26 protein-coding genes are annotated in these 26132 nt (G+C 68.6%); 14 read left to right on the top strand and 12 right to left on the bottom strand.

The window, feature by feature from the left end:
- Positions 1-105: 105 nt before the first annotated feature.
- The gene (locus ACOMD9_RS09660; RefSeq protein ID WP_421414184.1) at positions 106-1389 is read right to left on the bottom strand and encodes a M24 family metallopeptidase; all 1284 of its coding nucleotides are present in this window, start codon (positions 1387-1389) and stop codon (positions 106-108) included.
- A 75-nt stretch (positions 1390-1464) separates the two neighbouring features.
- On the bottom strand, positions 1465-2346 hold the full coding sequence (locus ACOMD9_RS09655; protein WP_421414183.1) for a HalD/BesD family halogenase: 882 nt from the start codon (positions 2344-2346) through the stop codon (positions 1465-1467).
- A gap of 110 nt (positions 2347-2456) precedes the next feature.
- On the opposite strand from ACOMD9_RS09655, the gene ACOMD9_RS09650 reads away from it, so the two are divergent.
- Complete coding sequence (locus tag ACOMD9_RS09650; RefSeq protein WP_421414182.1) at positions 2457-3332, top strand: LysR family transcriptional regulator; 876 nt, start codon at positions 2457-2459, stop codon at positions 3330-3332.
- Between the two features lie 15 nt (positions 3333-3347).
- Here the strand turns inward: ACOMD9_RS09650 and ACOMD9_RS09645 are convergent, their stop codons facing one another.
- Positions 3348-3689 carry a zinc ribbon domain-containing protein YjdM gene (locus ACOMD9_RS09645; protein ID WP_421414181.1) on the bottom strand — a complete coding sequence of 114 codons (342 nt, stop codon included), beginning with the start codon at positions 3687-3689 and terminating at the stop codon, positions 3348-3350.
- A gap of 122 nt (positions 3690-3811) precedes the next feature.
- On the opposite strand from ACOMD9_RS09645, the gene ACOMD9_RS09640 reads away from it, so the two are divergent.
- A complete protein-coding gene (locus ACOMD9_RS09640; protein WP_421414179.1) occupies positions 3812-4780 on the top strand; it encodes a 2-dehydropantoate 2-reductase in 969 nt (322 codons plus the stop codon).
- Here ACOMD9_RS09640 and ACOMD9_RS09635 read toward each other — a convergent pair.
- Entirely contained in the window at positions 4768-5244 is a 477-nt protein-coding gene (locus ACOMD9_RS09635; RefSeq protein ID WP_421414177.1) for a YbhB/YbcL family Raf kinase inhibitor-like protein, read from the bottom strand. The two genes, ACOMD9_RS09640 and ACOMD9_RS09635, sit on opposite strands and share 13 nt — an antisense overlap.
- Positions 5245-5323: 79 nt before the next feature.
- Here ACOMD9_RS09635 and ACOMD9_RS09630 point away from each other — a divergent pair, with 79 nt between their 5' ends.
- Together ACOMD9_RS09630 and ACOMD9_RS09625 are read left to right on the top strand one after the other, a co-directional pair.
- Complete coding sequence (locus ACOMD9_RS09630; protein ID WP_421414175.1) at positions 5324-5785, top strand: flavodoxin family protein; 462 nt, start codon at positions 5324-5326, stop codon at positions 5783-5785.
- 212 nt (positions 5786-5997) lie between these two features.
- Positions 5998-7047, top strand: a complete 1050-nt coding sequence (locus ACOMD9_RS09625; RefSeq protein WP_421414173.1) for a TAXI family TRAP transporter solute-binding subunit — start codon at positions 5998-6000, stop codon at positions 7045-7047.
- Positions 7048-7145: 98 nt separating this feature from the next.
- Here the strand turns inward: ACOMD9_RS09625 and fadA are convergent, their stop codons facing one another.
- The gene (fadA, locus tag ACOMD9_RS09620) at positions 7146-8324 is read right to left on the bottom strand and encodes an acetyl-CoA C-acyltransferase FadA (RefSeq protein WP_421414171.1); all 1179 of its coding nucleotides are present in this window, start codon (positions 8322-8324) and stop codon (positions 7146-7148) included.
- Between the two features lie 31 nt (positions 8325-8355).
- Entirely contained in the window at positions 8356-10536 is a 2181-nt protein-coding gene (gene fadB / locus ACOMD9_RS09615; protein WP_421414168.1) for a fatty acid oxidation complex subunit alpha FadB, read from the bottom strand.
- Between the two features lie 190 nt (positions 10537-10726).
- Here fadB and ACOMD9_RS09610 point away from each other — a divergent pair, with 190 nt between their 5' ends.
- The gene (locus tag ACOMD9_RS09610; protein ID WP_421414167.1) at positions 10727-11908 is read left to right on the top strand and encodes a DUF5924 family protein; all 1182 of its coding nucleotides are present in this window, start codon (positions 10727-10729) and stop codon (positions 11906-11908) included.
- 65 nt (positions 11909-11973) lie between these two features.
- The gene (gene slyA, locus ACOMD9_RS09605) at positions 11974-12417 is read left to right on the top strand and encodes a transcriptional regulator SlyA (protein WP_421414165.1); all 444 of its coding nucleotides are present in this window, start codon (positions 11974-11976) and stop codon (positions 12415-12417) included.
- 7 nt (positions 12418-12424) lie between these two features.
- Here slyA and ACOMD9_RS09600 read toward each other — a convergent pair whose 3' ends face one another.
- Positions 12425-12955 (bottom strand): preprotein translocase subunit YajC, encoded by a 531-nt coding sequence (locus ACOMD9_RS09600; RefSeq protein ID WP_421414162.1) that lies wholly within the window; start codon positions 12953-12955, stop codon positions 12425-12427.
- 117 nt (positions 12956-13072) lie between these two features.
- Between ACOMD9_RS09600 and ACOMD9_RS09595 the strand changes: the two genes are divergently transcribed.
- The gene (locus ACOMD9_RS09595; RefSeq protein WP_421414160.1) at positions 13073-13528 is read left to right on the top strand and encodes a universal stress protein; all 456 of its coding nucleotides are present in this window, start codon (positions 13073-13075) and stop codon (positions 13526-13528) included.
- Positions 13529-13758: 230 nt separating this feature from the next.
- Here ACOMD9_RS09595 and ACOMD9_RS09590 read toward each other — a convergent pair whose 3' ends face one another.
- Complete coding sequence (locus tag ACOMD9_RS09590) at positions 13759-15711, bottom strand: ATP-binding cassette domain-containing protein (RefSeq protein WP_421414157.1); 1953 nt, start codon at positions 15709-15711, stop codon at positions 13759-13761.
- A 147-nt stretch (positions 15712-15858) separates the two neighbouring features.
- Here ACOMD9_RS09590 and ACOMD9_RS09585 point away from each other — a divergent pair, with 147 nt between their 5' ends.
- Positions 15859-16743 (top strand): TatD family hydrolase, encoded by an 885-nt coding sequence (locus ACOMD9_RS09585; protein ID WP_421414155.1) that lies wholly within the window; start codon positions 15859-15861, stop codon positions 16741-16743.
- 1 nt (position 16744) lies between these two features.
- Entirely contained in the window at positions 16745-17233 is a 489-nt protein-coding gene (locus ACOMD9_RS09580) for a hypothetical protein (RefSeq protein WP_421414153.1), read from the top strand.
- On the opposite strand, the gene ACOMD9_RS09575 is transcribed toward ACOMD9_RS09580, so the two are convergent.
- Entirely contained in the window at positions 17230-18270 is a 1041-nt protein-coding gene (locus ACOMD9_RS09575; RefSeq protein WP_421414152.1) for an ACP S-malonyltransferase, read from the bottom strand. The genes ACOMD9_RS09580 and ACOMD9_RS09575 overlap by 4 nt on opposite strands.
- A complete protein-coding gene (locus tag ACOMD9_RS09570) occupies positions 18270-20513 on the bottom strand; it encodes a thiamine pyrophosphate-dependent enzyme (protein ID WP_421414150.1) in 2244 nt (747 codons plus the stop codon). The genes ACOMD9_RS09575 and ACOMD9_RS09570 overlap by 1 nt, the downstream gene beginning before the upstream one ends.
- A 101-nt stretch (positions 20514-20614) precedes the next feature.
- Here ACOMD9_RS09570 and ACOMD9_RS09565 point away from each other — a divergent pair, with 101 nt between their 5' ends.
- A complete protein-coding gene (locus ACOMD9_RS09565) occupies positions 20615-21478 on the top strand; it encodes a LysR family transcriptional regulator (RefSeq protein ID WP_421414148.1) in 864 nt (287 codons plus the stop codon).
- Here the strand turns inward: ACOMD9_RS09565 and ACOMD9_RS09560 are convergent.
- On the bottom strand, positions 21433-22011 hold the full coding sequence (locus ACOMD9_RS09560) for an elongation factor P hydroxylase (protein WP_421414145.1): 579 nt from the start codon (positions 22009-22011) through the stop codon (positions 21433-21435). The two genes, ACOMD9_RS09565 and ACOMD9_RS09560, sit on opposite strands and share 46 nt — an antisense overlap.
- 157 nt (positions 22012-22168) lie before the next feature.
- Here ACOMD9_RS09560 and ACOMD9_RS09555 point away from each other — a divergent pair, with 157 nt between their 5' ends.
- The 3 genes from ACOMD9_RS09555 (at position 22169) to ACOMD9_RS09545 (ending at position 25556) form a co-directional block, all read left to right on the top strand.
- Positions 22169-23617 carry an MATE family efflux transporter gene (locus ACOMD9_RS09555; protein ID WP_421414144.1) on the top strand — a complete coding sequence of 483 codons (1449 nt, stop codon included), beginning with the start codon at positions 22169-22171 and terminating at the stop codon, positions 23615-23617.
- Entirely contained in the window at positions 23610-24641 is a 1032-nt protein-coding gene (locus ACOMD9_RS09550) for a DUF3080 family protein (RefSeq protein ID WP_421414142.1), read from the top strand. The genes ACOMD9_RS09555 and ACOMD9_RS09550 overlap by 8 nt, the downstream gene beginning before the upstream one ends.
- Before the next feature lie 198 nt (positions 24642-24839).
- Complete coding sequence (locus ACOMD9_RS09545; protein WP_421414141.1) at positions 24840-25556, top strand: hypothetical protein; 717 nt, start codon at positions 24840-24842, stop codon at positions 25554-25556.
- Positions 25557-25571: 15 nt separating this feature from the next.
- Here the strand turns inward: ACOMD9_RS09545 and tusA are convergent, their stop codons facing one another.
- Complete coding sequence (gene tusA, locus ACOMD9_RS09540) at positions 25572-25838, bottom strand: sulfurtransferase TusA (RefSeq protein WP_421414139.1); 267 nt, start codon at positions 25836-25838, stop codon at positions 25572-25574.
- A gap of 44 nt (positions 25839-25882) precedes the next feature.
- On the opposite strand from tusA, the gene ACOMD9_RS09535 reads away from it, so the two are divergent.
- The coding region (locus ACOMD9_RS09535) for an antibiotic biosynthesis monooxygenase family protein (RefSeq protein WP_421414137.1) at positions 25883-26132 on the top strand (250 nt) is incomplete at its 3' end.

Here is a 26132-nt window from a genome sequence, read left to right as displayed (position 1 = left end):
TTCATGCCTTGGGAGGGACAAGTTGGCACAAACGGCATCGCCCATCCGCTGGGGATGGGCGATGGGAAGGCTCGCCCCTTTCGGTATGGCCGGCCACCTTGTGCTTCAGTACTCACGGCCGAGCAGTGCCTCGTCGAAGGGGTAGCGGCTGAGCTTCTCGACGCCGCCGTCGGTGATCAGCACCTCCTCCTCGAGCTTGACGCCGTCGGCGGCGCCCACCTCGCCGATGTAGCTCTCCACCGAGACCACCATGCCGGGCTCGAGGATGCCGTCCTTGGAGAAGCGGTCGAAGTCCATGTGGTGCGCCACCAGTGGGGTCTCGCCGTGCATGCCCACCCCGTGGATGATCGAGGGGTAGCGGCGATCCAGGAAGCGCTCGGGGATCTTCCAGGCCTTTTCTGCGATCTCGCGGTAGCTGATGCCGGGCTCGAGGATGCCCATGTTTTGGTGCACCTGGTCATAGGCCATGCGGTAGAGCTCGCGCTGGTAGGCGCTGGGCCGACCGGGACCGACGTGGAAGGTGCGCGAGAAGTCGGAGTAGTAGCCGTGGCAGCCGATGGTGTCGGTGTCCAGGGCGACCAGCTCGCCGGGGCGGATCTTGCGGTCGCTGGCCTCGTGGAACCAGGGGTTGGTGCGCGGCCCGGAGTTGAGCAGGCGGGTCTCGATGAACTCGCCGCCGCCGCGGATCACCTCGCCGTACATGATGGCGAACAGCTCGTTCTCGGTGACGCCGGGCCTGATGGCGGCCTCCACCTCGGCCACCGAAGCCTCGCTCGCGGCCATGGACTGGGCCAGGCAGGCGATCTCCTCGGGGGTCTTGATGCGCCGGCAGTGCAGGGTGTCCTGCATGCAGTCGGTGACTTCCAGGCCCTGGGCCTCCAGCGAGCGCGCCAGGTTGAGCGCACAGCGGTCCAGGCCGACTTTCTTGTTGCCGCGGCCGTGCGCCTCCACCAGCTCGGCGATCTCCACGCCGAAGGGGTCGGAGGAGAGGTTATCGCGCTGGTTCACCGCCGACCACACCACCTTGGAGGTGCGCGACTCGTCGATGGTCTCCAGCCAGGTGGAGACATGGGCGCTGCCCGGATACTCGAAGAGGATGATCGGACCTTCCAGCGGCACGTAGATGTAGCGCGTGGAGTTACGCAGGAAGTAGCCGAACATGTTGCGCGAACCGGTGGCGTAGCGCTGGTTGTTGGGGTCGAACAGCACCAGGGCGGCGTAACCCTGCTCGGCCATCATGGCACGCAGGCGCGCCAGGCGCCCGGCGCGCAACTGCACGGGGTCGAAGGCGGTGGGGATGCTGTCGCCGTTGGCCATCGGGGCCGAAGGCACGACCGGAATCCGGTCCGGTTCGCTGTCGGTCAGTTTCTCTGACTCTACGATGCTCATGGGGTCTCTCGCTGTGTCGTCAGGGGGACGGCCACCCGGGGACGGCGGCCATCGCTATCGGCTCGGACGGCTGGCTCAGTCGACCAGGCTGTCGCTGCGGCTCATGCCTTCCTCGAGGAGCCGCTCGTGGATCGGCGCCATGCGCCCGAAGATGCGCCGGGCGCGCTCGGGGCGGCCGATGAAGCCCGGCTCCTTGGCGTAGGCGAAGATCACCGTGTGGCGCTCCTTGTCGCCCTCCACCGGGGTGACCCGGTGCAGCGAGTAGCGGCCGAAGAATACCTGCAGGTCGCCGGGCGCCAGGTCCAGGGACTTGAGGCGCGAGCGGTCGCCGTCGATCACCTTCTCGACCTCTTCGAAGTTCTCGCCCTCGGGGCTGCGGATGCCCGGGGCATACTCGAAACGTCCGCCGCCGTGGGACTGGCGGGTCATCATGGTGACGATGAACTCGTTGGTGTCGTAGTGCCAGGGGTGCTGGCAGCCCTCGCGCAGCACATTGACCACCAGGTCGGCCAGCGGATCGGCGTACTGATGGATCTCCTCCATGCCCACCACGGCGCCGATGAAGCGCTGGAAGTCGGGGTGCTCGTAGACCTGGCGGATGATGGTGTCGCCATCGATGCGGTCGCCGGCGACGAAGCCGTTGGTGCGATCATCGAAGCGGTTGAGCGGATGGCTGGCCGGCAGGCCGGGGTCACCGTCGCTGTTGTAGGGGTTGGTCTCGGTCTGGTTGTAGTGGGCCTCCGGCGAGAGGCGTTCGGTCTCGCGCTCGAGGCGTGCCAGCGCCTCCTCGGGCACGAAATGCTTGAGCACCACGCAGCCGTCCTCGTCGAGCTGGCGGCGACACTGGTCGATCAACTGACGGCCCGCGTCCCCATCCAGGTCATCGATGGGGTAGCGGGCCAGGTCGATCAGGCCCGCGAGGGAAGTGGTTTCCGGAAGTGTGGCGTTGGCATCCATGGGGGTCGTGCTCCTGCCGTGTTGCGTGTGGTGCTGGACAGGATAGTGACGCCAGTTTCATAATGAAAATGAATGGTTGAGATATAACTCATTGCAAAGGCTCATTGATCATGGACACCGACCTGCTGCGCGCCTTCGTCACCGTTGCCGAGTGCCAGGGCTTCAGCGCCGCCGGCAAGGTGCTGCACCGCACCCAGTCGGCCGTCAGCCTGCAGATCAAGCGGCTGGAGGACCAGATGGGCAAGTCGCTGTTCGAGCGCACCAGTCGCAGCGTGCTGCTCACCGCACCGGGCGAGCGACTGCTGCCCTATGCCCGGCACATGCTCAAGCTCGAGGACGAGGCCAGGGCGGCGCTGGGCGAGCTGCAGCGCGGGGAGCTGATCCGCTTCGGCACCTCCGAGGAGCAGGCCGGTGCCTATCTTCCCGACCTGTTGCCACGGTATGCCGAGCGTTTCCCCGGCACCCGCCTGGAGGTGATCTGCGACATCAGCGCCTCGCTGGTGAAGGCCTTCCAGGAAGGGCTGCTGGACATGGTGCTGTCGATCCGCCATGCGCCGACCCAGTCCGGCCACCTGCTGGGCTGGGAGCCGATGGTCTGGGTGGTGGCCGAGGATCGTCGGCCCCAGGAGTGGGAAGTGCTGCCGTTGGCCCTCAACCCGGAGGGCTGCATCTTCCGCGCCCATGCGCTATCGGCGCTGGGCCGGGAGGAGCGACGCTGGGAGATGCGTTACGTCAGCCAGTCACCCACGGGGATCAACCTGCCGGTGCAGGCGGGGCTGGCCATGACGGTCAAGACACCCCGCAGCGTGCCGGAAGGGTGTCGCATCGTGGGCGAGGACGAGGGGCTGCCGCCCCTGGGCCAGGTGGAGATCGAACTGCATCGCCGCCCCGGCCACACCAGCGAGGCGCTGGAGGCGTTCTGCCAGGAGCTGGAGCGCCTCGTCACCCACAACGATGCCGTGGCGTCACCGGAGCCCGTCGACTGACCACCACTTGTCCGCTCAGGCCTTCTTGACGAACTCGGACTTCAGTTTCATGGGGCCGATGCCATCGACCTTGCAGTCGATGTCGTGGTCGCCCTCGACCAGGCGGATGTTCTTCACCTTGGTGCCGACCTTGACGACCGAGGAGGACCCCTTGACCTTGAGGTCCTTGATCACGGTGACGGTGTCGCCGTCGCTCAGGACATTGCCGTTGGCATCGCGCACCAGCGCCTCCTCCTCGACGGCTCCGCCGCCCGTCTCCCGCGACCACTCGTGGCCACATTCCGGGCAGACGAACTGGATGCCATCATCGTAGGTGAACTCGGAGCCGCAGGCCGGGCAGTGGGGAAGGTCGCTCATGGAAGGTGTCCTGATGCAGGCGGTTGGAAAGCCGCAAAGCCTACACCGTCGCCCGAGGCGGTGCCAGGCGTCCCTTTCGGCGTTAGGCTCCAGAGGAGCAGGTACCATCCACAGGAGGCAACATGAAATTCGCGATCATGGGCAGCGGTGGCGTGGGGGGCTATTTCGGCGCACGCCTGGCCGCGGCCGGCGAGGAGGTCACCTTCATTGCCCGCGGCGAACACCTGGCGGCCATTCGACGCGACGGGCTGAAGGTCTCGAGCATCAAGGGCGATGTCACCATCGCCCCGGCCAGCGCCACCGATGACCCCGCCACGGTGGGCGTGGTGGACTGCGTGCTGGTGGCGGTGAAGGCGTGGCAGGTGCACGAGGCCGCCGAGGCCATTCGCCCCATGGTCGGCCCCGGGACCGTCGTGGTACCGCTGGAGAACGGCGTGGAAGCCGCCGACACTTTGTCCGCGGTACTGGGCAGCCGCCCGGTCATCGACGGCCTGTGCGGCATCCTCGCCTGGCGCGAGGGCCCCGGGCATATCCGCCATGCCGGAGTCGACCCCTTCGTGCGCTTCGGCGAACGCGACAACCGGCCCAGCGAGCGCACTGCCCGGCTCAAGGCCGCCTTCGACAGGGCCGACGGGATGACCGCCGAGATCCCCGACAATATCCAGACGGGGGTGTGGAGCAAGTTCCTGTTCATCTGTGCCATGAGCGGCATCGGCAGCATCACCCGGGCGCCCATCGGGGAGACCCGCACCCTGCCCGAGACCCGCGCCCTGATCGAGCAGATCCTGGCCGAGATCGAGGCAGTGGCCCACGCCCGCGGCGTGGCGCTGCCGCGTGATGCCGTGGCCCGGGCCATGAAGTTCATCGACGCCCTGCCCCCCGAGAGCACCGCCTCCATGCAGCGCGACATCATGGCGGGCCGCCCCTCGGAACTGGAATCGCAGAACGGCGCCGTGGTACGACTGGGGCAGCAGTACGGCGTGTCCACCCCGGTCAACGCGGTGATCCACGCCGCCCTGCTGCCCCAGGAGAAGGCGGCTCGCGAAGCAGTCTCGGGAAGGCCGGGGCCCGTCGGGCATCAGCCTCGCTGATAGGTCCCCACCAGGCGGTTCATGCCGATCAGGTGGGGCTCGACCCGCTCGAGGAGCTCGGCCAGCGACAGCCCTTCCGGCAGGTCGGTGGCCTTGTCCAGTGCCAGCACCCAGAAGTAGTAGTGGTGCAGGCCGTGGCCCTCGGGCGGCATGGGGCCACCGTAGCCCAGCCTGCCGAAGTCGTTACTGCCCGGGGTACCGGCCTTGGCCGCCTCGTCGAGGGAGGTCGTGGAGGCCGGCAGGTTGTAGAGCACCCAGTGGACGAAGCCGTAGCTGCCGTTCTGCACCAGGGGAGCATCCGGGTCATGGCAGATCACCGCGAAACCCTGGGTACCCTCCGGCGCATCGCGCCAGGCCAGGGCCGGCGAGACATCCTCGCCCTCGCCGGTGTGTTTCACCGGAATCGCCCCCCGTTCCGCGAAGGCGGGGCTTTGCAGTTGCATGGTCGAGAGTGCAAAGGCCATGACAAGCAACCTCCTTGCATGATGAGTCGGCGCAACAAGTGCCGCCTCAGCGTCGGAGAAAGACGATGGAGTGTCAATCATGAAACGCCTGCTGATCGTGGCCCATGCACCCTCCCCCAATACGCTCAGGCTCCGCGAGGCCGCCGAGCGCGGCGCCCGGCATCCGGACATCGAGGCCGTGGAGGTGGTGGTCAAGGCGCCGCTCGACGCCGGCCCCGACGACGTGCGCGCCTGCGACGCCATCCTGCTCGGCACCACCGAGAACCTCGGCTACATGAGCGGCGCCCTGAAGGACTTCTTCGACCGCAGCTACTACCCGGTGCTCGATGAGAAGCAGGGACTGCCCTGCGCGCTCTACATCCGCGCCGGCCGCGACGGCACCGGTACCCGCCGGGCGGTGGAGAGCATCGTCACCGGGCTGCGCTGGCGCTGGGTGCAGGAGCCGCTCACCCTGCGCGGGGAGTGGCAGGAGGGGTTCACCGAGCAGGTCGAGGAGCTCGGCCTGTACCTCGCCGCCGGGCTCGACAGCGGGATCCTGTGAGCCCTGCGGGCGCGTCGCCGACTCCCCGCATGGCGGCAGAGCGGCAGGGGGCGGGGCAGGCGACTATGCTTTCCTCAAGGAAGGCCATATGGCTTCGCGACCCTTATCAGGATGGCTCACCCCACCGCCGCACGGCGGGCCAGGGTTCTCAACGGAGGGACGCCATGCACACCGACAGGAGAGCGCCTCCAGCCCCCCCTTCGCGCCTCGCCATGGCGACTTGCCTCGCGGGCCTGCTGGCCGGACCGCTGATACCGGCAAGCACCTTCGCCGACGAGGATCGCATCATCATCGGCACGGCGAGCCCGGCCGGCGTCTACCATGTCACCGGGCGCACCCTGTGCCGGCTGCTGGAGCCCCCCTGCACCGCCCGGACCAGCGATGGTTCCGCCGCCAACCTCCAGGCGGTGCGTCAGGGCGAGGTGACCGCTGCCCTGGCCCAGTCTGACCTCCAGCATTATGCCGTGTCGGGCCTCGAGGGGTTCCGGGATGCCGGGCCGGACGCCTCGCTGCGCTCGCTCTTCTCGGTGCACGGCGAACCCTTCACCCTGGTGGTCCGCCGCGACAGCGGTATCGAAGCGTTCGACGACCTGCGCCAGCGTGCCGTCAACGTCGGCAACCCAGGCTCGGGCCAACGCGGCACCATGATGAAGCTGCTCGAGACCAGGGGCTGGACCCTCGAGGACTTCAGCCTGGCCAACGACCTGCCCGCCGACCAGCAGTCGCTGGAGCTGTGCCACGGCAACATCGATGCCATGGTCTATACGGTGGGCCACCCCAACGACTCCATCGAGCAGGCGATCCGGCTCTGCGACGCCGCCATCCTCGACGTGGGTGGCGAGGCGGTCGACCGGCTGGTCGAGGGGGCCCCCTACTTCACCCGGGCCACGATTCCCGCCGGCATCTATGCCCCCGATCAGCCGGCCGTCTCGACCTTCGGCGTCAGGGCCACCCTGGTCGCCTCGGCGGAGACCGACCCCGAGACCATCCGTACCATCGTCGCGGCGGTCTTCGACGATCTCGATCACTTCAAGTCCTTCCATCCGGCATATGGCGATCTGACGATCGAGTCGATGATCCGGGAGGGACTCAGCGCCCCGCTGCACGAGGGCGCCCTGCGCTACTACCGGGAACGGGGCTGGATCGAGGGCGAGGACGCTCAGTCAGGGGAAGCCCCCGACGCGACGGAGAGGGATGACGGGTTGGAGGCTGGTGCGCAAGGCGCCATACCCGACGCGCCGAACGGTGCGAACGACGGCTGACCGGCGGGGGCATCACCGCGAACGTCTGCGGCACCCCTCGGGGTGCCGCAGGCGTCTCTACGGGTCGAGGGGGCCGGCGGAAACCGGCACCGCCCGCCCTACTTCAGCCGCTCGAACACGGTGGCCACGCCCTGGCCCATGCCGATGCACATGGTGGCCAGGCCCAGGGTGGTGTCGCGCTGCTGCATGACGTTGAGCAGGGTGGTGCAGATGCGCGCGCCCGAGCAGCCCAGGGGGTGGCCCAGGGCGATGGCGCCGCCGTTGAGGTTGACCTTGTCGTCCAGGGCGTCGAGGAAGCCGAGGTCCTTGAGCACCGGGATACCCTGGGCGGCGAAGGCCTCGTTGAGCTCCACGGTCTGGATGTCGTCGCTGGTCAGGCCCGCGGCCTTGAGCGCCTTCCGCGAGGCCGGCACCGGTCCATAGCCCATGATCGAGGCGTCGCAGCCGGCCACGCCGGTGGAGAGGACCCGGGCGATGGGCTCGAGTCCCAGCGCCTGGGCGCGCTCGTAGCTCATCACCATCATGCCGGATGCCCCCACAGAGAGCGCCGAGGAGGTGCCGGCGGTGACCGTCCCGCCGCGCGGGTCGAACACCGGCTTGAGCTCGGCCATCTTCTCCAGGCTGGCGTCGGCGCGGATGACTTCGTCGCGCTGCACCATCACCTTGAAGCCGCGCTCGTCGTGTCCCTCCACCCCGATGACCTCGTTGTCGAAGTAGCCCTTCTCCATGGCGGCCTGGGCGCGCTGGTGGGAGCGCACGCCGAACCTGTCCTGCTCCTCGCGGGAGATGCCGTGCATCTTGCCCAGCAGCTCGGCGGTCAGGCCCATCATCATCGCCGCCTTGGCGGCATGCTTGCTGGCCGCCGGGTTGACGTCGACGCCGTGGGTCATGGCGACGTGCTCCATGTGCTCCACGCCGCCCACCAGGTAGACGTCGCCCATGCCGGCCTTGATGTTGGCCGCGGCGGTGTGCAGCGCGCTCATCGAGGAGCCGCACAGGCGGTTGACCGTCTGGGCCGGCACGCTGCTCGGGATGCGGGTCAGGATCGCCGCGTTGCGGGCGATGTTCATGCCCTGCTCCAGGGTCTGGTTGACGCAGCCCCAGAGGATGTCATCGATCTCGCCGGGGTCGACGCCGGGCGAGCGCTCGAGCAGCGCCTCCATCACCGCGGCGGAGAGGTTCTCGGCGCGCACGTGGCGGAAGGCGCCGTTCTTGGCCTTGGCCATGGCGGTCCGCACGCCGTCGACCACCACGATATCTCTCGGGTTCAAGCTCATCGTTCTGTTACTCCTGTTCGTGGTGGGTGACTCAGGCCTGGGCCGGGGCGCCGTAAAAGGTCTCGCCGGCGGCGGCCATGGCGCGCAGCTTCTCGGTGGGGGCGTAGAGCGGCCCCAGCTCCTCGGCCAGGCCGTCGGCCAGCTTGACGAAGGCGTCCACGCCCATGGCGTCGATGTAGCGCAGCGCGCCGCCGCGGAACGGCGGGAAGCCGATGCCGTAGATCAGCGCCATGTCCGCCTCGGCCGGGCTGCCGACGATGTCATCTTCCAGGCAGCGCACGGTCTCCAGGCAGAGCGGCACCATCATGCGGCTGATGATCTCCTCGTCGGAGAACTCGCGGCTCTCCCTGGCCACGCCCTTGACCAGCTCGATGGCGGCCTCGTCACGAACCTTCTTCGGCTTGCCCTTGCGGTCCTCCTCGTAGGCGTAGAAGCCCCTGGCGTTCTTCTGGCCCAGGCGGTCGTTCTCGAACATCGCCTGGATGGCGCTCTTCTGCTCGCCGTCACCGCCCAGGCTGCCCATGCGCTCCGGGAAGCCCTCGGCCATCACCTCGCCGGCATGCACCGCGGTATCCATGCCCACCACGTCGAGCAGGTAGGCGGGGCCCATGGGCCAGCCGAACTTCTCCATGACCTTGTCGACCCGCTGGAAATCGGCGCCCTGCACCATCAGCTGGCTGAAGCCGCCGAAGTAGGGGAAGAGCACGCGATTGACCAGGAAGCCCGGGCAGTCGTTGACCACGATGGGGGTCTTGCCCATGGCGCGGGCGTAGGCCACGGTGGCGGCCACCGCGGCGTCAGAGGTCTTCTCGCCGCGGATCACCTCCACCAGCGGCATGCGGTGGACCGGGTTGAAGAAGTGCATGCCGCAGAAGTTCTCGGGGCGCTTGAGGTTCTTGGCCAGGCGCGTGATGGAGATCGTCGAGGTGTTGGAGGCCAGGATGGTCTCCTCCCCCACCAGGCCTTCCACCTCGGTGAGCACCGCGTCTTTCACCTTGGGGTTCTCGACCACCGCCTCGACCACCAGGTCGACGTGGCCGAAGTCGCCGTAGGAGAGGGTCGGGCGAATGTTGCTCAGCTTCTCGGCCATCTCCCCGGTGGTCAGCTTGTTGCGCTCCACCTGCTTGGCGAACAGCTTGCGGGCCTCCTTGAGTCCCAGCTCGATGGCGTCGTCCTTGATGTCCTTCATCAGGATCGGGGTGCCCTTGGAGGCGCTCTGGTAGGCGATCCCGCCGCCCATGATCCCGGCGCCGAGCACCGCGGCCTGCTTGACCGGCCGGGCCTGCTTCTCGTACTGGCTGCCCTTCTTCTTGACCACCTGGTCGTTGAGGAAGAGCCCCACCAGGTTGAAGGCCACGTCGGAGAGCGCCAGCTTGGCAAAGGCCTTGGCCTCGATGGCCTGGGCGCGGCCACGCTCCTCGCCGGCCCCCTTCTGGATCACCTTGATCGCTTCCACCGGCGCCGGGTAGTGCGGGCCGGCCTTGCCGGCGACATACCCCTTGGCCGTCTCGAAGGCCATCATCTGCTCGATGGGACCCAGCTTCAGCGGGCCGGTCTTCTCCTCGCGGCGGGCCCGATAGTCGAGTTCACCGGCATTGGCGCGGGCCAGGATGTCCAGCGCCGCGGCCTCGAGCTGCTCGGCGGGCACCACGGCGTCCACGGCACCCATCTTCAGGGCCGCCTCGGCCTTGTTCTCGGTGCCGCCGGCGATCCACTCGATGGCGTTGTCGGCGCCGATCAGCCGCGGCAGGCGCACGCAGCCGCCCCAGCCCGGCAGGATGCCCAGCTTGGTCTCGGGCAGGCCGATCTTCGCGGAATCGGCCATGACGCGAAAGTCAGTGGTCAGGGTGATCTCGCAGCCCCCGCCCAGGGCCAGGCCGTTGATGGCGGTGACGGTGGGGAACGGCAGGTCCTCGATGGCATTGAAGATGTCGTGGACCCTGAGATTCATCTCGACCAGGTACTCCTGGCCCTTGTCGAAGACGCCATGGAACTCGGTGATGTCGGCACCGACGATGAACGCCTCCTTGGCGCTGCCGATCAGCAGCCCCGCCAGGCCACTTTCGGCCTGGAGGGCCCTGACGGCCTCCTCGAGCTCGGCGACCACCGCGCTGGAGAGCTTGTTGATGGACTCGTCCTTCAGGTCGAAGGTGAGCGTGGCGATGTCATCGCCGCTGCGTGCCACCGTGATGGCCTTGCCTTGATAGATCATCCGCGAATCTCCACGATTTCATACGGCCGTTTGAATGCCGACAGCTTGGTCCACTCCAGCGGAGACGTCAACCCCCCCGATCGCACTCCGCTGGCCGGCACGCCCACCCGCGACGCCACGGCAAGCCCCCATCCTCCGGTCCCGGCTGGTAGTATCCAGTCTGGTCCTGATCAGGGTAATCGACATCTCCATGACGGCTTCCTCCGGCTCCTCCCCAGCACCCGGCTCACCACGGCTTCAGCGGATGCAGGAGCGCTTCGAACGGCTGATCGAGCGTGTCCGCCCCTGGAGCTGGCTATGGCCACCGATCGCCTTCGCCGCCGGGCTCGGCAGCTTCTTCCTGGTCGACCGCCAGCAGTGGCTGGGAGCGCTGCTCGCCCTGGGAATGCTGCTGGCCTGGCTGCTGCTGCTCTCCGAGAGCCTGATCCGGCGTTTCTTGGCTCGCCGGGGCTACCCGACCCTGTCCTCGGGGGTCACCACCTTCTTCGCCCAGATGATCCATCAGGAGACACTGTTCTTCTGTCTGCCGTTCCTGCTCGCCACTACCGCCTGGGCCAGCGGCCAGGCGCTGTTCACGCTTCTGCTGCTGGCCATGGCGGTGTTCTCGATCCTCGACCCCCTCTACTACAGGCTGGCCGATCGACAACGCTGGCTCTACTTCGCCTTCCATGCCCAGTGTGTCTTCCTGGTGGTGCTGGTGACCCTGCCGCTCCTGCTGCACCTGACCACCGGCCAGAGCCTCAAGCTGGCCCTGGCCGCCATGGTGCTCTTCAGCCTGCCGAGCCTGCTGCACCTGATCCGTCCGCGTCGGCTGCGTGGCTGGCTGGCACTGATGGCCCTCGTGGGCATGCTCGCCGCGCTGGCCTGGGTCGGCCGAGTCTGGGTGCCACCCGCCAACCTGTGGATCACCGCCACGGCGCTCTCCCCCGGCTTCGATGCCGAGGACCGCGAGCCCCGCGACACCCTGCGCCTGACGCCCGGATCGCTACAGGCTTCCGGCCTCTATGCCTATACCGCGATCCGCGCACCGCGCGGGCTGCGCGAAGAGATCTTCCACGTCTGGCGACACGAGGGCGAGGCGATCGACCGCATTCCACTGGTGATCGAGGGTGGACGGGACCAGGGCTACCGGGCCTGGAGTCACAAGCAGAACTTCCCTGAACGCGTGGAGGGACGCTGGCGCATCGACGTGATGACCGACAGCGGCCAGCGCATCGGCGTGCTGCGCTTCACGGTGGGCGAGGAGAACGGGACCCTGGCCGATGGGCGAATCCAGTCGCCGCCCGGGCTGCCCGGGCTCGACTGGCAGCGGCTGATTCCGGACCAGGGGCAGGCGGATCCGGAGGACGCCCCGGCCACCGGCGAACGGTAAGCGTGCTTGCATTACACGCTGGGTCTACGGACAATCCAGCGAAGTCAACCGACACCCAGAGTCCCATGCATCAGAACATCGGCTTGCAGCTGACCCGAGTGCCGCGCCTGTGGCGTGCCGTCATCGATCACCGCCTGGCGCCCCTGGGACTGACCCAGACCCGCTGGGTCACCCTCTACACGCTGTGGCGACTCGGCGATGGCCAGCCCCAGTGCGACCTGGCCCGTGCCATCGGGGTCGAGGCCCCTTCCCTGGTGCGCACCCTGGACCAGCTTGCCGAGCAGGGACTGATCGCGCGTCAGCCCTGCGACCAGGACCGCCGCACCAAGCGCGTCTATCTCACCCCCGACGCCACGCCGCTGCTCGAGCGCATCGATGCGGTGGTGACCCAGGCCCGTGCCGAGATGCTCGCCGGGCTCAGCGACGAGGACGTCGAGCACCTCGCCGACCTGCTGTCGCGTATCGAGAGCAATGGCCTGGCCATCCAGGCCCGCGAATCGGACGACTGACCTTCCGTCACTCGCGCCGGCTGCCGAGGACCCCGGGCGCCTCGGGGACATCGGGACGTCCGGCCAGGCCGTCGCGCAGCGCGGTGAAGTCCCCCAGGTAGGTGGCGAAACGGGGAAAGTCCTGGGACTCCCACCACCACAGGGTCAGGGCGTGACGATTCGACTCGATCACCAGGGCATCCTGGGGCAGCCGCGAAAGCAGGCCCTTGAAGCGCTCCTCCAGCGCCTCGGGCAACGGCCTCAGCGGTTCCCGACGCCAGCGCCAGCCGTGGGCCAGGGGTTTCAGCGAGTCGGCGGCCTGGCTGTCGCGCACCAGCACGAAGTCCGGCCCCGGCCGCTCCTGCGGATAGTGCCAGCGGTAGGCCGGCATCGCCGTCTTGACGCCATGCAGCGGGGGGATCTCCAGCTTGACCGAGAGGCCGGTCTTCATGGCCTCGTTGCGCAGGCGGGCGACCCGCTGCTGGCGTGGACTCGGCCTGAGCCACATCACCGGCGAGATCACCAGCATCAGAACGAACAGTATGATCAACCAGGCCATGCTCTCTCCCGAATGGCTTGATGCGTGAATCTTGATGCAAGTCGTTGTCTTGCTTCGTCAGTCGTCCTAGAGTGGAGGCATCCTGATACCTCTCGATACCCACCCAGGAGCCCTACCATGAGCAACGAGTATCGTCACGTCCTGGTCGCCGTCGACCTGACCAAGGACTCCCACAAGGTGCTGGAGCGCGCGGTACAGATCGCCGAGCGCAACCAGGCCAAGCTGTCGATCATGCACACCCTGGAGCCGCTGGGCTTCGCCTATGGCGGTGACATCCCCATGGACCTCACCAGCATCCAGGACCAGCTCGACGAGCATGCCAAGCAGCGACTGGCCGAGATCGCCGACCCCCACGTGGCCAAGGAGGACCAGCACGTGCTGGTGGGCATGCCGGATACCGAGATCCATCGCTTCGCCGAGGAACAGGGCGTCGACCTGATCGTGGTCGGCTCCCATGGTCGCCACGGCTTCGCCCTTCTGCTCGGCTCCACCTCCACCGGCGTGCTGCACGGCGCCCAGTGCGACGTGCTCGCCGTGCGCGTGGGGAAGAAAGGGGAGGAGAGCGCCGAATAACGGAAGCACTGATTGGCTGCTGCGCTCGACGACCCACATGGATGTGGGAAGTGCGTTGGTTCGTGGGGAACGAACCTAGCCATCCTGGCCGCCGGCGGTGCCGATGCGTCGGACCGTCGCTCTCCTCATGTAGCAGACTACACTCCGGCAGCTCCGCTCCGGCGGCGACCAGCCTCTCTTCGCTCGCGACGCCAATCAGCGCTCCCTAGCCTTTATTACAATTTGCCTTATCACCCCCCCGCCGCCATCGCCTCCAGCTCCATCCACCGCTCCATGGCGGCGTCCAGCTCGGCCTGCCGGTCACTCAGGGCCTGCAGGGTCGCGGTGACGCTGTCGGCATCCTGCTGGTAGAAGGCCGGATCGCCCACCTTCGCTTCGAATTCGGCCACCTCGGCCTCGAGCCGTTCGATCTCGGCCGGCAGGCCATCGAGCTCGCGTTGCAGCTTGTAGGAGAGCTTGGCGGGCTTTTTCCCTCCCCCCGCTGAGGGCTCCTTCGCCGCCGTCGCCTTCGAGGTCGGCGGCGACTGCTCGGCCATCTCCTCGGTGGTCTGGGCCGGCTCTGCCCCCTGGCGTGCCGCGCCCTCCCAGGGGGCCGGGGGCAGCTTGCCACCCTGGCGCACCCAGTCGCTGTAGCCGCCCACGTACTCGCGCACCCTCCCCTCGCCCTCGAAGGCCAGCACACTGGTCACCACGTTGTCCATGAAGGCCCGGTCGTGGGAGACCAGCAGCAGGGTGCCGTCGAAGTCGAGCAGCAGCTCCTCGAGCAGCTCCAGGGTCTCGACGTCGAGGTCGTTGGTCGGCTCGTCGAGCACCAGCACGTTGGCCGGCTGGGTGAAGAGCCGCGCCAGCAGCAGGCGATTCGATTCGCCCCCGGAGAGCGCCTTGGCCGGCTGACGAGCACGCTCCGGGGTGAACAGGAAGTCCTGCAGGTAGCTCATCACATGGCGGTCGCGCCCCCCCACGGTGACCCGGTCGCTGCCCTGGGCCACGTTGTCGTAGACGCTCTTCTCGGGTTCGAGCCCGGCACGCAGCTGGTCGAAGTAGGCCACCTTCAGGTTGGTGCCGAGACGCACCGTGCCCTCACTGGGCTCGAGCTCGCCGAGCAGAATCTTCAGCAGGGTGGTCTTGCCGGCCCCGTTGCGGCCGATGAAGCCGATGCGGTCGCCGCGCTGGATCTCCAGGCTGAGGTCGCGGATCACCACCTCGTCGCCGAAATGCTGGGAAACCCCCTTCAGCTCGACCACCCGCTTGCCGGTGCGCTCGCCGCTGTCGACCGAGAGGTTCGCGCGACCCTGGCGTTCGCGACGCTCGCTGCGCTCGCGACGCAGCTGCTCCAGCGCCCGTACGCGCCCCTCGTTGCGCGTGCGCCGGGCCTTGATACCCTGGCGGATCCAGGCCTCCTCCTGGGCCAGCTTCTTGTCGAACACGGCGTTCTCGCGGGCCTCGACCTCGAGCTCATGGGCCTTGCGCGCCTGGTACTCGGCATAGTCGCCGGGGTAGCGTCCCAGGCGACCGCGGTCGAGCTCGAGGATCGCCGTGGCCAGCTTCGACAGGAAGGTCCGGTCGTGGGTGATGAACAGCACGGCGCCATTGAAGGCGGCGAGCTGCTCCTCCAGCCAGGCGATGGTATCGAGATCCAGATGGTTGGTCGGCTCGTCGAGCAGCAGCAGGTCGGGCTCGGCGACCAGTGCCCGGGCCAGCGCCACCCGGCGGCGCCAGCCCCCGGAAAGGGCGGCCATCTCGGCGTCGGCCGGCAGGCCCAGCCGGGTCAGCACCACGTCGATGCGCTGGTGGAAGGTCCAGCCGTCGATCGCCTCGAGCCGGGTCTGCAGCTGCTCCATGCGGCGCATGTCGGGATCGGCGTCGTGAATCAGGTGGTGGTACTCGGAGAGCAGCTGGCCGGCCTCGGGCAGCCCCTCGGCGACCACGTCGAAGATGGTCTGGCCGCTCGCCTCGGGCAGGTCCTGGGCGAGCACGCCGATCTTCAGCCCCGGGGCACGCCAGATGCTGCCGCCGTCGGGAAGGATCTCGCCGGCCACCAGCTTGAGCAGGGTCGACTTGCCGGTGCCGTTGCGCCCCACCAGCGCCAGGCGCTCGCCCTTCTCCAGCACCAGGTCGGCGCCGTCGAGCAGGGCATGGGTACCATAGGCCAGTTGCAGCTGTTCCAGACGTAGCAGGGTCACACGCTCACCTCATCGAATACCGAAGGCGGCTAGTGTAACGCATGGCCGGCTCGCCGTGGTCCCGCTCGCGTGTCCCCGGGCCCGATCCCGAGTACAATGCGGCGCCACCCGATCCCCCGCTTTCAAGATCAGAGGAGTTCCGTCCTGGTGGATCCGACCGAGACCTTCGACGATTTCCTGCCCGAGGCGCTGCGGCTATGCTCCCCCGCGCCGCTGGTGGACATCGGCGCCAACCTGACCCACGACAGCTTCACCCGGGATCTCGAGGCGGTTCTGGGACGCGCCCGAGCGGCGAACGTCACCACCCTGATCCTCACCGGTACCGACCGGGGGCATGCCGAGCAGGCCGTGGCGCTCGCCCGCCGCTTTCCCGGGCTGTACGCCACGGCGGGGGTGCACCCCCACGACGCCAGTCACTGGGACGGCGCCCTGGAGCGGGCCATGGGGGAACTGCATCGCCAGCCCGAGGTGGTGGCGGTGGGCGAGTGCGGCCTGGACTTCAACCGCAACTTCTCGACGCCCGCCGAGCAGGAGCACGCCTTCGAGGCCCAGCTCGGCCAGGCGGTGGAGAGCGGCAAGCCGCTCTTCCTGCACGAGCGGGATGCCGGACGGCGCATGCGCGAGATGCTGCACGCCTGGCGCGACGACCTTTCCGATGCCGTGGTGCACTGCTTCACGGCGGATCGCGACACCCTCTACGGCTACCTCGATCTCGACCTGCACATCGGGCTGACCGGCTGGCTCTGCGACGAGCGACGCGGCCACCACCTGCGCGAGCTTGTCGGCGAGATCCCCCTGGACCGGCTGATGGTGGAAACCGACTGCCCCTACCTGCTGCCGCGCAATTTACCTGCCAAACTCAAGGGCAGACGTCACGAGCCGGCCCTGCTGCCGTGGATCGTGCGGGAGATCGCGCGCTGGCGGGGCATCGAGGAGCGCAAGCTGGCCCAGGCCACCACTGCCACCGCCCGGGCCTTCTTCCGCCTGCCGGCCGACCGGACGCAACATGACGCTCAACCCGAGGAGCAATGACATGGATGAGGTTCCCGGCTTCATCGCCGTGGAGACCGGCGACGATGGCGGCCTGCCGCTGGCGATCGCCTGGACGCTGCGCGATGGACGCATCAAGCACACCCTGATCCAGCCGGACGACGACTGGCTGGACGACGAACTGATCTCGCTGGGCGACTACAGCCTCGAGGAGCTCAACAGCATCGGCGTGAGTCCCCTGGACGTGATCCGCGAGCTGGAGAACGACCACTTCAGCGAGACGCTCTACACCGCCGGTGTCGGTGACGACGAGGCCGCCCTCTCGCGGCTCTTCGACACCTACGGCCTCGACCCCTTCGTCGAACTGGCCCCGGCGGAGACCCTCTATGCGGCCCTGGACCCCGGCGCCTGGGCCAGGGCCCGGGGCGAGCTGTTCGGCGAGATGGGGCTCGAGCCGCTGCGGCCGGAGCACGAGGTCGAGGTGATGCTGCACCTGCACCAGCGGCTCGCCCCGGATGACCCGAACGGCTAGGCGACGACCCTTTCCCGCTGCGCCTCGAGGCCCATGCAGATCAGCGGCGGGTCCTCCTCCTGGCGGGCCTGGAAGTCCGCCTTGCTCTCCAGCCCCCGCCAGCCGAGCTGGATCAGCGCCTGCCCCGTGGCGCCCCCCAGGGTGGCACCGGGGCCGGGGATCAGGATGCGGTCCGGGGCGAACTCGCGCACCCCGACACGCAGGGCCGCGGTGAAATCGTAGGGCGCCACCAGCTGCTCGCCGAGGGTGTAGTCCCAGAGTGCCGGGGGGTCGCTGCTCCAGGGCGTCCAGACATGGCCGCGACCGTCGATCAGCGGCACCCGCGGTGCCCGGAAGGAGAGCTCGGCGAATCGCCGGCGGGCGAGGTCCCTCACGCCCTGCTGCAACGGCGTATGGAAGGCGGCATGCTGGTGCAGCCGCATCGGGAAGCGCTCGCGCGGCGGCAGCGCCTCGGCCAGCGCGGCCAGCCCCGCCTCGTTGCCACCGAACACCAGCATGCCGCCCAGGTCGATCGACAGGTAGAGGGCGCGCCCCTCCTCGCCGTGCAGCCGTTCGATCATTGCCAGCAGCTCACGGCGCAGCGCCCACTGCGGCCGCCACTGCTCGTCCACCCAGGGGTAGAGCAGCTGGCCGCCGACCAGGGCCTCCTGCATCATCTGCCCCATGCCACCGATCAGGGTGAAGGCCTCCTCGTGCGCCAGGGCGCCCCCCGCCCCCAGGGCGATGTACCAGCCCATGGAGTTGCCGGTGACCGCGACAATTTCATGGCGCTCCGGGTCGATGGCCAGCAGGTCGGCCAGGGCGCAGGCGTGGATCAGCGGGGCGGCGTGCTCCCCGCGCCCGTGCAGGCTCTGGCGAAAGGGAATCTCGCCATCCAGCTCGCTCAGTGTCGGCAGCCCCGCCTCGCGCCGCAGGGTGTCGAAGCGCACCAGCCAGTCGCTGCCGGCGGCATGCCGGAGCAGGCTTCCCCATTCGGTCTGGTGGTAGGTGCCGCGTCCCGGGCAGACCACGAGCAACCGCTCACGTCTTCCGCTCATCACTCGTCACTCCCTGCCAGCGTTCCCCGGGCCGCCGCGATGGCGGCCGTCTCGTCCTTGTCGCCCGGCGTCACCAGGCGTCGCACGCGGTCGATGATCGCCTCGCTCGACGGCAGGGTCGCGGTGGCAGCCCGGCCCAGGGGGATGAAGCTGTCCTCGGCGGTCAGGCGATGCAGGCGGTGGCTCTCGACGCCGCGCTCGACCAGGGCGGCGATCAGCTCCTCGCTGATCGAGCCGGAACGCCGGCACTCGTCCACCACCAGCACCTGGGCACAGCCGGCCACCCGGCGATGCACCGCGTCGTGGTCGATGGCGGTGAGCCAGCGCAGGTCGAGGATGCGCAGCGCGATTCCTTCCGACTCCAGGCGTGCGGCGGCCTGGCGGGAGAGATAGACACCGTTGCCGTAGGTCACGATGGCCAGTTCGCGCCCTTCCCCCCACTGGCCGGGCTCGCCCACCGGCAGGCGGTGGTCCGGCCCCGGGTCGCTGAAACACCACCCCAGGTCACCCTCCTCCAGCAGGTCGCGGCTGTGGTAGAGGGCGATGGGTTCGAGCATCACCACGACACGCTGCTCCTCGTCGGCGAGTCGCACCGCCTCCTGCAGGAGCCCCACGGCGTCTGCGCCATTGGACGGGCACGCCACCAGCAGGCCGGGAATGTCGCGCAGCACGGCGATGGCATTGTCGTTGTGGAAGTGGCCGCCGAAGCCCTTCTGGTAACCCAGCCCGGCGATGCGCACCACCATGGGATTGGTGTACTGGCCATTGGAGAAGAAACTCAGGGTGGCGGCTTCCCCCCGCAACTGGTCCTCGGCGTTGTGCAGGTAGGCGAGGAACTGGATCTCGAGGATCGGCACCAGGCCGTTGTGGCCCAGGCCGATGCCGAGCCCCAGGATACTCTGTTCGTCGAGCAGGGTATCGATCACGCGATGGGGACCGAACTGCGCCTGCAGCCGCTGGGTGACGCCATAGACACCCCCCTTGCGGCCGATGTCCTCGCCGGCCATCACCAGGTGCGGGTAGCTGGCCATCAGCCGCTGCAGTGCCTGGTTGAGCAGCCTGGCCATGGGCGCGGGTGCGGCGTCGACCTCGCCCTGCCAGGGGCGCCGTCGGCCGGGCCGGGCCGGCGGCACGATGCTGGCCATGACCTGTTCGGCGGTTTCCAGCCTGGGGCGGCGGATCGCCTCCTCGGCCACCTGGGCCACGCGCTCGCCCACCGAGCGGTAGAGGGCGGCGATGGCGTCGTTGTCGAGCACGCCGTGTCGGCGCAGCAGGCCGGCACTGACCAGCAGCGGGTCACGCGCCTCGTCGGCCTTGATCCGCTGGGGTGTCATGTAGGCCTGCTGGGCATCCGAACCGGCATGGCCGAACAGTCGCACGCAGCGCATGTGCAGGAACACCGGTTGCTTGCGGATCCGGGCGATGCGCTCCGCCTCGCGGGCCACGTGCCAGGTATCGAGCAGGTCGAGGCCGTCGCAGCTCAGGTAGTGGAAGCCGGGACGAGCGCGCATGCCGGCCTCGATCCAGCCCTCGGGCGTGGGGGTCGAGATACCGATGCCGTTGTCCTCGCAGACCATCACCAGCGGCATGGGCGCGCCCTGGTAGGCCGCCCAGGCGGCGGCATTGAGCGCGCCCTGGGCGGTGGAGTGGTTGAAGGAGGCGTCACCGAAGCTGCACAGCACCACGCTGTCGGCCGGCCACTCGCCGCCCCCGCCCAGCCGCCGCCACAGGCCGAGGCCGTAGGCGGCGCCCACCGCCTTGGGCAGGTGCGAGGCGATGGTGCTGGTCTGGGGCGGCACGCTGAGCGCCTTCGAGCCCAGCACCTTGTGTCGCCCGCCGGAAACCGGGTCGTCGGCCGAGGCGGCGAAGCTCAGCAGCAGGTCCCACAGCGGTGTCTGCCCCGGCACGGCGCGGCTGCGCTGGATCAGGAAGGCGGCATCGCGATAGTGCAGGAAGGCGGGATCGGTGGTGCGGAAGGCCCCGGCGATGGCGGCATTGCCCTCGTGGCCGGCGCTGCCGATGGTGTAGAAGGCCTCGCCCCGGGCCTGCAGCCGTCGGGCGTGAAGGTCCAGATGGCGGCTCATGAGCTGTGACTCGAACAGCTCGGCCAGGCCGGCGGCACTCAGGCCGACATCTTCCAGGCGCCATGCATGCCCGGGGGTCGGCCAGTCATCGTCACCCAGGGCGGCGTAGAAGCGGCTCTCCTGGGCCAGGCTGTCCCGGGGCGGGCTGTCGTGCGTCATGGGGGCGGGCTCCAGTAGGCATGGTGTACTGCCTACAGCCTAGCGCGACGCCCTGGCAAAGGAATAATATCGATATCCTGCACCAGCTACAGGATACATCTATGGATGTGCGCAGCCTGCGCTACTTCATCGCCGCCTTCGAGGGCGGCTCGATCAGTGCCGCCGCCCGGCGCTGCCACGTGGCCCAGCCCTCGATCTCGGCGGCCTTGAGCCAGCTCGAGGAGCGGCTCGGCACGACACTCTTCGAACGCCACCGCCGCGGGATCACGCCTACCGAGGAGGGTCGGCGGCTCTATCCGCTGGCCCAGCGAGTCAGCGAGGACCTGCAGGCCATCACGCGGCTGTTTCGCCGCCCCTCTCCGCCCACGCCGGTGCGCCTGGGCCTGATGCGCTCGCTGGGGGCCAGCCGCATGACAACACTGCTCAAGGAGTACATCGGCCAGGGCGACAACCTGGCGCTGACCCTGGTCAACCCGGAGGAGCCCTGCGATGCCCGCATCATCGGCGAGCAGGACCTCGCCCCCCAGGAGGCCTTCCAGCCGATCTGGCACGACAGCTATCGACTGGCGCTGCCCGGCGGGCACCCGCTGCTGCTGAAGGGCCGGGTCGCGCTGGAGGATCTGGAGGAGCTGCCCTTCATCTGGCGCCACCCCTGTGCCGCCATGGAGCAGCTGGCCGATGCCCTCAACCAGGCCGGGGTGCGCTGCCAGGTCAGGGCTCGCCTGCGTACCATCGAGTACACCCTGGGGCTGGTGGCCGCCGGCGTCGGGGCCTCCCTGGTACCGGCCTGGCCGGAGATCCTTTCCCGTCACGATGTCCAGTGCCGCCCCCTGGCGGGCCTGGACGTCCATCAGACCATCGGCGTGGCCTACCCGGCCCGCGGCGCCACGCCGGCACTGGCGACGCTGCTGACGCTGGGTCAGCAGGCCTGGGACGCGCGCGAGCGTGCCGGTGCCTCCAGGTGACGGCGCCCCGCCTCGACGGCCTGGGCCGGGGCGAGGCCACGCTGGTAGACGCCCTCCAGGGCCGCCCGAAAGGCCGCGGCCCGGGCCGGCAGCCCCTCTCGCTCGTAGCGCGCCGCCCGGGCTTCGACACGTGCAAGGAAGGCGTCACGATCGACCTCCACCTCTCCCCCCAGGTTGTCGACGCTGACATGGAAGCGCAGCCCGCAAGCTCGCGAGAAGAGCAGCTCCAGGGCCTGGGGGGCCACTTCGACGGCCTCGAAATTCCGCTGCTCGGCGGCGTCGCGACCGTCGGGCAGGTACCAGTAGCCATAATCCTCCAGCTCGCGCCGCCGGGCGCCGGCGATGCACCAGTGGCTGATCTCGTGGAGCGCACTGGCATAGAAGCCGCGGGCGAAGATCACCCGGTGCCAGGGACAGGCGTCGTCGGCCGGCAGGTAGAGTGGCTCATCGCCACCACGCACCAGCCGGGTGCCGAAGGGGGCCTGAAAGAGTCCGTCGAACAGCGCGATGACATCCTCGAGTCGATGGGTCACACAAGCTCCCTGTTGCTGGAATCGAAAGGCTGAAAGCGCGACATTATAGGGGCACGCCGGACGAGGCGAAAATCGGCAGCGGCTGATAGACTCATCGGTTCGCCCCGCGTCCACCGGCACCGGGGCCGTTTCTCGCCTCATGCACGGAGCACTTCCCTTGGCCCAGTTTGCCTCCGACCTTCTGGCCGCCAGTCGCAAGGAAACGCGACCCCTGATCCTCCTGGCCCTGCCCATCTGCGGGGCCCAGCTCGCCCAGGCCGGGATGAGCGTCGTCGACGTGATGATGACCGGCCGCCTGAGTGCCACCGACCTGGCCGCGGTGTCCGTGGGTTCCAGCCTGTGGCTGCCTCTCATGCTGTTCATGACCGGTACCCTGATGGGGCTGACGCCGATCGTCGCCCACCTGCTCGGGGGAGAACGCATCGCCGGCATTCGCCCCCATGTCCACCAGGCGCTGTGGGTGGCCCTGGCGCTGGGCATCGCCGCCGCAGGGCTGCTGTGGTTCTCGGTGATGCCGATCTTTCGCCTCATGAGCGTTCCCGAGGAGGTGGCCCGGGGTGCCGCCGCCTACCTCTCGGCGGTGGCCTTCGGCATGCCGGGGGTGGCGCTGTTCCAGGCGCTGCGGGCCTTCTCGGACGGCGTCAACCATACCCGGCCGGCGCTGTGGATCAGCCTGCTCGGGCTCGGCGTGAACATCCCCAGCAACTTCGTGCTGATCTACGGCGGGGCCGGCCTCAGCGGGCTGTTCGGCTCCTGGCTGCCGGGCTGGGTACAGGCGCTGCCGGCGCTGGGCGCCCTGGGCTGCGGCATTGCCACGGCGCTCTCCATGTGGGTGATGGGCCTGGCGATGATCGCCTACACCCAGAAGAGCCCAGCCTACGGCGGCATCGAGCTGTGGCACACTCCCTCGCCGCCGCGCTGGCGCCTGATCGGCGAACTGCTCCACGTGGGCGTGCCGATCGGCGTGGCGATCTTCGTCGAGGTCACGCTGTTCACCCTGATCGCCCTGTTCATCGCCAGCCTCGGCGAGGTGACGGTCGCCGCCCATCAGGTGGCCCTGAACTACACCTCGATCCTGTTCATGCTGCCGCTCTCGCTGAGCATGGCGCTGACCGTGCGGGTGGGCAACACCCTGGGCCAGGGCCGGACCGAGTTCGCCCGCCTGGTGGCCTGGAACGGCATCTTCATCTGCCTGCTGGTGGCGGGACTCAACTGCCTGCTGCTGTGGCTCACCGCCGAACCGGTGATTGCGCTCTACACCCATGATGTGGCAGTGCAACGACTCGCCCTCTCGCTGGTCATACTGGCCATGATCTTCCAGCTGTCGGACTCACTGCAGGTGAACCTCGCCGGGGCCCTGCGCGGTTACAAGGACACCCGCGTGATCATGCTGATCACCCTGGTGGCCTACTGGCTGGTGGGGCTGGGCGGCGGACACTGGCTGGGTACCCGGGGCCTGCTCGGCTGGACCGGGCCACTCGAGGTGCACGGCTACTGGATCGGCCTGATCGCCGGACTCACCGTGGCTGCCCTGCTGCTGGGCGAGCGCCTGCGGCGAATCGGCAAGGCGGTGGCTCATGGTCGCCTGGCGCTTCCCCGTGACTGAGCGGCGCCGGTGCCACTGGCTGGCACTGGCGCTGGTGGCCTTCCTGCTGGCCGGGTGCGGCGACAGCGGGGAGAGTGACGCCCTGCTGACCGACTACCAGCAGCGGCTCGCCGAGAGCCTGGGGCTCGAGCCCCCCGCCCCCGAACGGCCGGACAATATCGGCAGCTTTCCCGACAAGCGCGAGCGCCTGCTCGAGATCCCCGAGACCCGCGATGGCCTGCTCAACGTCTATGCGCTGCGCGAATGTCACATCACCAACCTGGTGGCGGAACGCAACAACCAGCTGGGCCGGGTGGCGCCGGCAAGCCAGCGCTGGCTCTACGAGCTGGAGCTGTGGCGCCGACTCGACGCCTGCTGGAACAGCGAGGTCCCCGAACGCCTCTCCGACGCCGACCGGGAGCGACTGGCACGCCTCACCGAGACCAAGGCCGAGCAGTTGCCCCGTGTCAGCTGGAACGCCCTTTTTGACTCCAGCGAATGGGCCGGCAGCTTTTCCCGGGCCAGCTCGCCACTCTCCCCGGAGGAGACCCACCCTCACGGCGACCAGCTCGCTGCCCTCGCCTACCTGCGCGACGCCACCCTCCACCAGTTCGACCCCGACTGGCAGCCCGACTCGGCGACCCTGGAAGGGCACCTCCAGACCCTGCAGACCCGCCCCTTTTCCGCCGAACTGCTGCGCACCCTGATGCTGGCCGAACAGCGCCTGGAGGAGGCCTCCGAGCTGCTCGAGCACGCCCTGCAGCGGCGCTGTTCTCGCCTGTCGGGATTTCCCGAGGCGCTGCACCAGTCGCCCGAGTACGCCCGACTGCAGGACTGGCTGACGCGCCTCGAGGAGACTGCCGGCAGCTGGCTCGCCGCCATCGACGAGCTGTTCGCGGCCCAGGTCGAGGGCCCCGACGCCGTGGCCGACTATCGCCGGCGCTGGCTCTCGCCGGAAGCATCCGAGGCCCCCCTCCAGGCCTTCGCTGCCGCCCGCGAACGCCATGCGTCCCTTCAGGAGTCTCTCGCTCGCCGCTGTCGTTGACCCCAGAGGGCTTAACCTGCGAGTGGGACTGTGCTATTGGTTGTGCAACGAGTGACGCAGTGCGCTACCGTCCGGCCCAGGAGCCTGCCGGGCTAGACCGATTCGTAGCGAGCATGCCTGGTTTCGCCACAGATCAGCGTCAAGCCCGACGGACTCCCCGAGCCGATGCCGTGAACACGCAGCACGTGGAGGGACATCATGGGTATCCCGCTGTCACCCCGCCCGGCCCGGGTCATCGACCTGGAAGTCATGCGCCAGCGTCAACGCGCCAGGCGCCGCCTGATCCGCCTGGCTCCCGAACTGGATAGCCTGGAGATGGTCTATCGGCTCGCCTCGAGCCCCGACACCCTCTACGGCATGCCCCTGCTCGCCTGGGGCCTGCGCGAGGATGGCGAGGTGGTCGGGCTGGTGCCCTGGATGGAGGCCCTGACCCCCTGCCATCGCCTGGACGACCCCGATCACGGCAGTTTCGTCGGGTATCGCGACCCGGAGACCGAAGAACTGTTCGAAGCGGCGCCCGAGCACAAGGTACTGGAGCTCGAGCACGCTGCCGCCTACTTCGACTACGAGGACACCAGCGAGACCACCCTCATCCAGCAGCTCCCCGAGACCCAGGGTACCCATGCCCTGTGCATGGACGAGGGCGATGCCCCCTGGCAACTCAAGCAGGTGTTCGGCTGGCGGCTGTACAACGATGGCTCGGTGGAGGCGCTGCTGGCCGACGAGCGGCTGGTGGAATCGACGCCCATCCTTCCCGGCGATGCCTGCCTCTACCCCGGCCACAGCCGCCATCGGGTGGTCTACTTCTTCCAGCGCCAGATCGCCAACCGCATTCGCCGCGAGGACCCCACCACCCTGGAGGCGCTGGCCCTGATGGTGATGCCCGACGACGAGCCTGCGCCCCCGCCGGACTGAGCCGGTGGCCGCTGCCTACCCCAAGCGGATAAAGTAGAGATAGCTGCCATCGAGTTCCTGCTGATGAATCAGCTCATGCCCCAGGAAGCTGCAGAACTTGGGCACGTCCCGGGTGGTCGCCGGATCGCTGGCGATCACCTTGAGCACGTCACCCGCCTGCATGTCGCGCACCTTGTTGTGCATCAGCATGATCGGCTCGGGGCAGTAGAGCCCCGTGGTGTCGAGTTCTGCGTCGTGATCGGGTGCAGCGTCCTCGGGCAGGGAGTCCACGGAATCAACCATCGATGACCTCAGCGTTGGGGGCAAATTCAGTAGGGAGCAACTAGATGATCAAGATCATTATCGAACGTCGTATCATGCCCGGGCTCGAGGAGGAATACGAGGAGGCCGCACGCGAGGCCATGCGCCACTCCCTGGGCGCACGCGGCTTCGTCGGTGGCGAGAGCCTCGTCGAGCTCGGGCACAGTGATCGACGCCTGATGATCACCAAGTGGCGCGACATGCGCGCCTGGAAGGAATGGTACACCAGTGAGGAGCGCTCTCGCGTCATGCAGCGTCTGCTGCCGCTGCTGACGG

This window comes from Halomonas terrestris (assembly GCF_049166755.1).
Classification (GTDB): domain Bacteria; phylum Pseudomonadota; class Gammaproteobacteria; order Pseudomonadales; family Halomonadaceae; genus Halomonas.
The sequence above is the reverse complement of the archived record's forward strand: the minus strand, read 5'-3'. Positions and strand labels throughout refer to the sequence as shown.